We start from the raw sequence: 7403 nt of genomic DNA on the forward strand, positions 1-7403 counted from the left end.
TGCTGTTTCCGCACGCGTTTCCCGCGTGCATCGGTTCCTTGGTGCGCCAGGCGCTCGCCTCGCGGATCACCTGACGGGGCAGGGCACACCGTCCCGGAACGCGGTCGCCGACGCGATCGCCTCGTCCAGCCGGTCGCGGGTCTCGACGAGGTCGTGCACCTGCCGGTCGATGCGGGCGCGTTCGGTGCTCAGCAGCTCCAGCACGCCGTCGTGCACCTCGTTGTTCTCGAAGCACGGCAGCAGTTTCACGATCGTCTTGCTCGGCAGGCCGGCCGCGTACAGCATCTGGATCCACCGCACCCGGTCGACCGCGGACTCGCGGTAGTGCCGCTGGCCGCTGGGGCTCCGCTCGGCGGTCAGCAGGTGGTTCTCCTCGTAGTAGCGCAGCGCCCGCACGCTCACCCCGGCGCGCTCCGCCAGTTCACCGATCCGCACGAGTGGCTCCCATCACCTTGCCCCTGACGTCAACGTCAGGTTTTAGCGTAGTTCCCATGAAGATCAACGACTCCGTCGCACTCGTCACAGGCGCCAACCGCGGCCTCGGCAGGCACTTCGCCGAACAGCTCCTGCGCCGCGGCGCGAAGGTCTACGCGACCGCGCGCCGCCCGGAACTCGTCGACCTGCCGGGCGTGACCGTCCTGTCGCTGGACGTCACCGACCAGGACTCGATCGCCGCGGCGGCCGCATCGGCACCCGACGTGAACCTGCTGGTGAACAACGCGGGCTCCAACACCTACCAGAACCTGGTCGCCGGTGACCGCGACAGGATCCGCCTGGACATGGACACGCACTACTTCGGCACCCTGGACGTGGTGCGTGCGTTCGCACCGATGCTCGCCACGAACGGCGGCGGCGCGATCCTGAACGTGCTGTCGGCCCTGACGTGGTACGCCGTCGACGGCGCGGGCTCCTACAGCGCGGCCAAGTCCGCACAGTGGGGCCTGACCAACTCGGTCCGCCTCGAACTCGCCGCCCAGGGCACCGCGGTCACGGGCCTGCACCTGTCCAGCACCGACACCGACATGGTGGCCGCGTTCGACATCCCCAAGAGCGACCCGGCGAAGATCGTGGCGATCGCGCTCGACGGGGTCGAGGCCGGCCTGCACGAGATCCTCGCCGACAGCGACACCGAGGCGGTCAAGGCCGCGCTCGCGGGCGACCTCACCGCGCTCTACCCGCGGCTCGGCTAGGCGGGTTTCCTGGCCAGCAGGAACGCCTGACCGGTCAGCTCGCCCTCCTGGGCCTCGCGGACCGTGGTGACGTGCACCGGTACGCCCGCGTCGGCCAGCAGTGCCGCCATGCGGTCCGGGCGGCGCCGGTGGAAGACCAGGTCCAGGTCGTGCCCGAGCGCGGACGTCAGATGGCGCGGCTGGTCACCCACCTGGAAGCCCAGCATGAGGTGCCCGCCCGGCCGCAGTACGCGGGCCAGCTCCGACAACGCGGTCGGCAGCTCCTCGTCCGGCACGTGGATCGTCGAGTACCACGCCACGACACCCGCGAACGCGGCGTCGGCGTGGGGGAGCGCCAGCATCGACGCCTCCGCGAAGTTCACGTCCGGGCAGGTCCGCCGCGCGACGTCCAGCATCCCCGGCGACAGGTCCACGCCCGCGATGTCCACACCGAGACGGTGGAGGTGGGCGGTCACCAGGCCGGTGCCGCAGCCGACGTCGAGCACGGGCCCGGCCACCAGCGACGCGAACAGGCCCAGCACCGCGCCCTCCACGGGCTGGCGGGCCATCTCCGCGAGGCCGTACTCGTGGTAGTCGGCGGCCACCCGATCGTACGAGGACCGGGTGGCCGCCAGGAAATCAGTTGCCACTCGTCCGTCCGGCCAGGCCCGCGGCTTCGAGCTCCCTTGAGGGGCCACCTTCCAGCTCGATGTGCTTCTTGCTGCGCCGCTCCCGCTTCTGCAGGTAGTTCGCGAGCCACGTCAGCAGCAGGCACAGGCCGATGTAGATCGCGGCCACGACCAGCGCGGTCGGCACGAACGGCCTGCTGAACAGCCCGTCACCGCCGATGCGCTGCGCGAACCGCAGCAGCTCCTCGTAGGTGATGAGGAAGCCGAGCGCGGTGTCCTTCAGCAGCACGACCAGCTGGCTGATGATCGTCGGCATCATCGACCGCAGCGCCTGCGGCAGCAGGATAAGGACCATCACCTGCGTCTTGCGCATGCCGAGCGCGTACGCGGCTTCGGCCTGCCCGCGCGGCAGCGCCTGGATGCCCGCGCGGAACACCTCCGCGAGCACCGAGCCGTTGTAGAGCATGAGACCCAGCACCACGGCCATGTACGGCGACATCCGGATGCCGACCGAGGGCAGGCCGTAGTAGAAGAGGAACATCAGGATCAGCAGCGGGACGGCGCGGAAAAGCTCCACGACGAAGCCGGAGACCATCCGCACCGACTTGTGGTCCGACAGCCTGCCCGCGGCGAAGATCGCACCGAACAGAAGGGCCAGCACGGCGCCCAGCGCGAACGCCTGCAACGTCGCCAGGACCGCCGAGATCAGGTCCTCCTGGATCTGCGTGTACTGGATCCACTCCCACTTGCGGGCGGTGAACTGGCCGCTGTCGTAGAAGCGCCAGCCGACGTAGGCGACGATTCCGACCAGCACCAGGATGCCGAGCCCGGCGAAGATCCGGTGGCGCGCACGAGCGCGGGGCCCTGGGGTGTCAAAAAGGACGTTGCTCATCGGGCGACGCTCCAACGCTTCTCGAGGGTCCGCTGCACCAGCGTGAGCACCATGACCAGGACGATGAAGCCCAGTGACACCCACAGGAGGCCGACCAGCTGGTTCTCGCCGTCGTCCGAGAGGACGGACCGGATGCGGCCCGCCTCCGCGACGGAGAAACCGGCGGCGATCGTGGTGTTCTTCAGCAGGGCGATCAGCGTGCTCACCAGCGGCGGCACCACCGACCGCAGCGCCTGCGGCAGGATGATCTGCGACAGCGACTGACCGAACGTCAGGCCGAGCGCGCGGGCGGCCTCCGCCTGACCGAGCGGCACCGTGTTGATGCCGGACCGCACGACCTCGCAGATGAACGCCGACGTGTAGAACGACAGCGCGACCACCGCGGCGGTGAAGAAGGACATCTCGATGATGTCCAGGTACGGGTAGGCGAAGACGAAGAACAGGAACACCAGCGTCAGCGGGGTGTTCCGCACGACGGTGACGTAGAGGGTGCCGGCCGCCCGGAACACCGGCACGGGGCTGACCCGCAGCATCGCCAGGATCACGCCGAAGACCAGCGACGCGACGCCGGCAAGCAGGAACAACTCGATCGTGGTGAGGAAGCCGTCGCGGAACAACGGCCAGTAGTCGATCAGTATGTTCATCGGGCCTTCCCCGCCGGTGGTTGTTGGTTTGGTTACGACTGTGGGTGGTCACCCACGCGGGTGACCACCCACAGTCAGGGTCGGATCAGTAGCGGTCGATCGTCGGCTTCTCGGCCGTCGAGCCCGACTTGCCGAGCGTGCTGTCGTAGATGCTCTGCCAGGTGCCGTCGGAGAGGGCGGCCTCGAGGATGTCGTTCACCTTGTCCCGCAGGGCCTTGTCGTCCTTCGGCAGGCCGACGCCGTACGGCTCCTCGGAGAAGGTCTCACCGATGACCTTCAGCGCGTCCGGGTCCTGCGCGGCGAAGCCCTTCAGGATGGCGTCGTCGGTCGTGACCGCGTCGACCTCCTTGGTCAGCAGCTTGTCGACGCACTGCGAGTAGCCCTGGAACTCGACGATGTTGCTGGGCTCGGTCAGAGCCTCGTCGCGGATGCGCTGGATCGGCGTGGAGCCGGTCACCGAGCAGACCTTCTTGCCCTTCAGGGTGTCCTTGCCCTTGATCGTCTCTTCGTCCTTGCGGACCAGCAGGTCCTGGCCGGCCACGAAGTACGGGCCCGCGAAGGAGATCTGCTGCTTGCGCTTGTCGTTGATCGTGTAGGTGCCGACGTAGTAGTCGACGGTGCCGTTGGTGATGGCGGCCTCACGACCGGCGGACTGCACGGTCTTGTACTCGATCTTGTCCTCGCCGAAGCCCAGCTTCGCGGCGATCAGGCGCGCGATCTCGATGTCGAAACCGGAGTACTCGCCCGTGGTCGGGTCCTTGTAACCCAGGCCCGGCTGGTCCTCCTTGACGCCGATGACGACCTTGCCGTTCTGCTTCATCCGGTCGAACGTCGGGGAGCCTTCGACCGTGACGTCCGTTTCCACCGCCGCCGTGGTCGACGGGCCACCGCCGGTCACGTTGTCGGACGGCGCGCCCTCCTTGCCGCACGCCGTCAGGGCGAGGCCACCGACCAGCAGCCCGATCGCGAGGGAACGAACCCTCAGCGCTGCATTACCCACTGCCACTTCACTCCTGCTCTAGTTGGTCACGCGGCGCGGGGCGAAACACGCCGCTCGGGGTCCTCAGTGTGTGAGGATCTTGCCAAGGAAATCCTTCGCCCTGTTCGACTTCGGCGCCGAGAAGAACTCCTTGGGGGTGGAGTCCTCGACGATCTCACCGTCCGCCATGAACACCACCCGGTGCGCCGCGTTGCGCGCGAAACCCATCTCGTGGGTGACGACCAGCATCGTCATGCCCTCCTCCGCGAGGGTGGTCATGACGTCGAGCACTTCGTTGATCATTTCCGGGTCGAGCGCCGAGGTGGGCTCGTCGAAGAGCATGACCTTGGGCTTCATGGCGAGCGCCCGCGCGATCGCGGCCCGCTGCTGCTGGCCGCCGGAGAGCTGAGCAGGGTACTTCTGCGCCTGGTTGGCGATGCCGACGCGTTCGAGGAGTTCCATCGCCGTGCGCTTGGCCTCCGGCTGCGCGGTCTTGCGCACCTTCACCGGCGCCAGCATCACGTTGTCGAGGATCGACTTGTGGGCGAAGAGGTTGAACGACTGGAAGACCATCCCGACGTCCGCGCGCAGGCTCGCCAGCTCCTTGCCCTCGGCGGGCAGGGGCTTGCCGTCGATCTCGATCAGCCCGGAGTTGATCGGTTCGAGGCGGTTGATCGCACGGCACAGGGTCGACTTGCCGGACCCGGACGGCCCGAGCACCACGACCACCTGTCCACGCGGCACCTCGATGTTGATGTTCTTGAGCACGTGGAGCTGTCCGAAGTACTTGTCCACCTCCACCATGCGGATCATGGGGGTGTCGGTAGCCGCTTCGGTCATCAATCCTCCAACGAGCGCGGGTACGTCAGGCGTGCTGAGGGTAGCGGCCCGGTAATGGGCGAAACCTACCGCTACCGGATATGAAGTTCATCCAGATCGACCACCGACAAGGTCTCAATGCGGTCACGCGTACCCTCGGTCACTGAGATGAGCACTCGCACCTACCAGGTACGCACGTTCGGTTGTCAGATGAACGTGCACGACTCCGAGCGGCTGGCCGGCCTGCTCGAAGACGCTGGTTACGCGCCGGCCGAGGCCGATGGCGTGCCCGACGTCGTCGTGCTGAACACGTGCGCCGTCCGCGAGAACGCCGACAACAAGTTGTACGGCAACCTTGGCCACTTGCGGCCAACCAAGATCGCGAACCCCGGCATGCAGATCGCCGTCGGCGGCTGCCTCGCGCAGAAGGACCGCGGCGACATCGTCAAGAAGGCGCCATGGGTGGACGTCGTGTTCGGCACCCACAACATCGGCGCGCTTCCGGTGTTGCTCGAACGTGCGCGGCACAACGCGGAGGCCCAGGTCGAGATCCTGGAGTCGCTCGAGACGTTCCCGTCGACGCTGCCCGCCCGCCGCGACTCGGCCCACTCGGGCTGGGTGTCGGTGTCGGTGGGGTGCAACAACACCTGCACGTTCTGCATCGTGCCGTCGTTGCGCGGCAAGGAGAAGGACCGCCGCCCGGGTGACGTGCTGGCCGAGGTGCAGGCGTTGGTCGCGGAGGGTGTTCTCGAAGTCACGCTGCTGGGTCAGAACGTGAACTCCTACGGCGTCGAGTTCGGCGACCGGTTCGCGTTCGGCAAGCTGCTGCGGGCGTGCGGGGAGATCGAGGGCCTGGAGCGCGTGCGGTTCACCTCGCCGCACCCGAAGGACTTCACCTCCGACGTCATCGCCGCGATGGCCGAGACGCCGAACGTGTGCCACCAGCTGCACATGCCGCTGCAGTCCGGATCGGACCGGGTGCTGAAGGCGATGCGCCGGTCCTACCGCCAGGCGCGGTACCTGTCGATCATCGACGAGGTCCGTGCCGCGATGCCGGACGCCGCCATCACGACCGACATCATCGTGGGCTTCCCCGGCGAGACCGAGGAGGACTTCGAGGAGACGCTGAACGTGGTGCGGGCCGCGAAGTTCTCGTCGGCTTTCACGTTCCAGTACTCCAAGCGCCCCGGCACGCCCGCCGCGTCGCTGCCGGACCAGCTGCCGAAGGCCGTGGTCCAGGACCGCTTCGACCGGCTGATCGCCGTGCAGGAGGAGGTGTCCTGGGCCGCGAACAAGGCGCTGGTCGGCAAGCGGGTCGAGGTGCTGGTGTCCACGGGCGAGGGCCGCAAGGACGCCGACACCCGGCGTCTGTCCGGCCGCGCCCGCGACGGTCGGCTGGTGCACTTCGCGCCCGGCGACGCCGGCGTCCGGCCGGGTGACGTGGTGGAGACCGTGATCACCTACGGCGCGCCGCACCACCTGGTGGCCGACGGGCCGCTGGTGTCGCACCGGCGTACCCGTGCGGGTGACAACCATGAGGAGGGCGTGCGGCCCCGCACGTCCGGTGTCGGGCTGGGTCTGCCGTCGTTCGGTCCGCCCTCAGTGACGAGTCAGTCGAGTGAACCGGTGGGTGGATGCGCAGTCCGATGACCGAATCCGACGACGAGATGCGCGAGGAGATCGACGAGGTCGGTCGCCGCGTCGCACGGACGGTCGAGCTGGGTGGCCGCGCGGTCGTCGTCGCGGTGGCCGTGTTCGTCCTGCTGATCGGGCTGATCCTGCCGTGGATGAACGGGGCCTCCGGCCTCGACGTGCTGATCGGCCAGGAGAGCGGCAAGGCGTCCATGGTCCCGCGCCTGTTCGCGGCGACGGCGGTGCTGTTCGGCGTGCTCACGTCGGCTCTGGCACTGACCACCCGGCGCTGGTTCTTCACCTGGGTCGGCGCGGCGGGCGGCTGGTTCGCCTCCGTCGACGGCGTCCTCGCGATCTGGTCCCGCCAGTCCTCCGGCACCGACGTGGGCATCGGCCTGGTCATCGCGGAGATCGCCATGGTCGCCATCGCCATCCAGTGGTTCCGCACCGCCGCCTCCCGCACGTAACCCCGCGAGTCGCGCGCCAAAACACCGCGAGTCGCGCGCCAAAACACCGCGAGTCGCGCGCCAAAACACCGCGAGTCGCGCTCCCAGGCATACCGAGTTGTGGGGGGGGGGGGGGGGGCCCGGGGGGGGGGGGGGGGGGGAAACGCCCACACAAAGGGGGCCGGAGCGCGCG

9 protein-coding genes are annotated in these 7403 nt (G+C 68.4%); 3 read left to right on the top strand and 6 right to left on the bottom strand.

Annotation, left to right across the window (positions count from 1 at the left end; translation table 11 throughout):
* Positions 1 to 66 precede the first annotated feature (66 nt).
* Entirely contained in the window at positions 67 to 435 is a 369-nt protein-coding gene (locus ACIBVP_RS12200; RefSeq protein ID WP_396106125.1) for a MerR family transcriptional regulator, read from the bottom strand.
* 56 nt (positions 436 to 491) lie between these two features.
* On the opposite strand from ACIBVP_RS12200, the gene ACIBVP_RS12205 reads away from it, so the two are divergent.
* On the top strand, positions 492 to 1190 hold the full coding sequence (locus ACIBVP_RS12205; protein ID WP_396106126.1) for an SDR family oxidoreductase: 699 nt from the start codon (positions 492 to 494) through the stop codon (positions 1188 to 1190).
* On the opposite strand, the gene ACIBVP_RS12210 is transcribed toward ACIBVP_RS12205, so the two are convergent.
* The 5 genes from ACIBVP_RS12210 to ACIBVP_RS12230 form a co-directional block, all read right to left on the bottom strand.
* A complete protein-coding gene (locus tag ACIBVP_RS12210; protein WP_396106127.1) occupies positions 1187 to 1819 on the bottom strand; it encodes a class I SAM-dependent methyltransferase in 633 nt (210 codons plus the stop codon). The two genes, ACIBVP_RS12205 and ACIBVP_RS12210, sit on opposite strands and share 4 nt — an antisense overlap.
* A complete protein-coding gene (locus ACIBVP_RS12215; protein ID WP_396106128.1) occupies positions 1809 to 2690 on the bottom strand; it encodes an amino acid ABC transporter permease in 882 nt (293 codons plus the stop codon). The genes ACIBVP_RS12210 and ACIBVP_RS12215 overlap by 11 nt, the downstream gene beginning before the upstream one ends.
* A complete protein-coding gene (locus ACIBVP_RS12220; RefSeq protein ID WP_396106129.1) occupies positions 2687 to 3334 on the bottom strand; it encodes an amino acid ABC transporter permease in 648 nt (215 codons plus the stop codon). The genes ACIBVP_RS12215 and ACIBVP_RS12220 overlap by 4 nt, the downstream gene beginning before the upstream one ends.
* 85 nt (positions 3335 to 3419) lie before the next feature.
* Positions 3420 to 4319, bottom strand: coding sequence for a glutamate ABC transporter substrate-binding protein (locus ACIBVP_RS12225; RefSeq protein WP_396106415.1), 900 nt, complete (start codon positions 4317 to 4319; stop codon positions 3420 to 3422).
* Positions 4320 to 4397: 78 nt separating this feature from the next.
* Positions 4398 to 5126, bottom strand: a complete 729-nt coding sequence (locus ACIBVP_RS12230; RefSeq protein ID WP_396106416.1) for an amino acid ABC transporter ATP-binding protein — start codon at positions 5124 to 5126, stop codon at positions 4398 to 4400.
* A 174-nt stretch (positions 5127 to 5300) separates the two neighbouring features.
* Between ACIBVP_RS12230 and miaB the strand changes: the two genes are divergently transcribed.
* Together miaB and ACIBVP_RS12240 are read left to right on the top strand one after the other, a co-directional pair.
* The gene (gene miaB / locus ACIBVP_RS12235) at positions 5301 to 6782 is read left to right on the top strand and encodes a tRNA (N6-isopentenyl adenosine(37)-C2)-methylthiotransferase MiaB (protein WP_396106130.1); all 1482 of its coding nucleotides are present in this window, start codon (positions 5301 to 5303) and stop codon (positions 6780 to 6782) included.
* Positions 6779 to 7231 (top strand): hypothetical protein, encoded by a 453-nt coding sequence (locus ACIBVP_RS12240; protein ID WP_396106131.1) that lies wholly within the window; start codon positions 6779 to 6781, stop codon positions 7229 to 7231. Before miaB ends, ACIBVP_RS12240 begins: the two co-directional genes overlap by 4 nt.
* Positions 7232 to 7403: the final 172 nt, after the last annotated feature.

The organism is Actinophytocola sp. NPDC049390 (genome assembly GCF_044466355.1).
Classification (GTDB): domain Bacteria; phylum Actinomycetota; class Actinomycetes; order Mycobacteriales; family Pseudonocardiaceae; genus Actinophytocola.

Coding starts and splice junctions, on each gene's coding strand:
- ACIBVP_RS12215 (WP_396106128.1), bottom strand. CDS start 2,690: ATGAGCAACGTCCTTTTTGACACCCCAGGGCCCCGCGCTCGTGCGCGC.
- miaB (WP_396106130.1), top strand. CDS start 5,301: ATGAGCACTCGCACCTACCAGGTACGCACGTTCGGTTGTCAGATGAAC.
- ACIBVP_RS12205 (WP_396106126.1), top strand. CDS start 492: ATGAAGATCAACGACTCCGTCGCACTCGTCACAGGCGCCAACCGCGGC.
- ACIBVP_RS12230 (WP_396106416.1), bottom strand. CDS start 5,126: ATGATCCGCATGGTGGAGGTGGACAAGTACTTCGGACAGCTCCACGTG.
- ACIBVP_RS12240 (WP_396106131.1), top strand. CDS start 6,779: ATGACCGAATCCGACGACGAGATGCGCGAGGAGATCGACGAGGTCGGT.
- ACIBVP_RS12220 (WP_396106129.1), bottom strand. CDS start 3,334: ATGAACATACTGATCGACTACTGGCCGTTGTTCCGCGACGGCTTCCTC.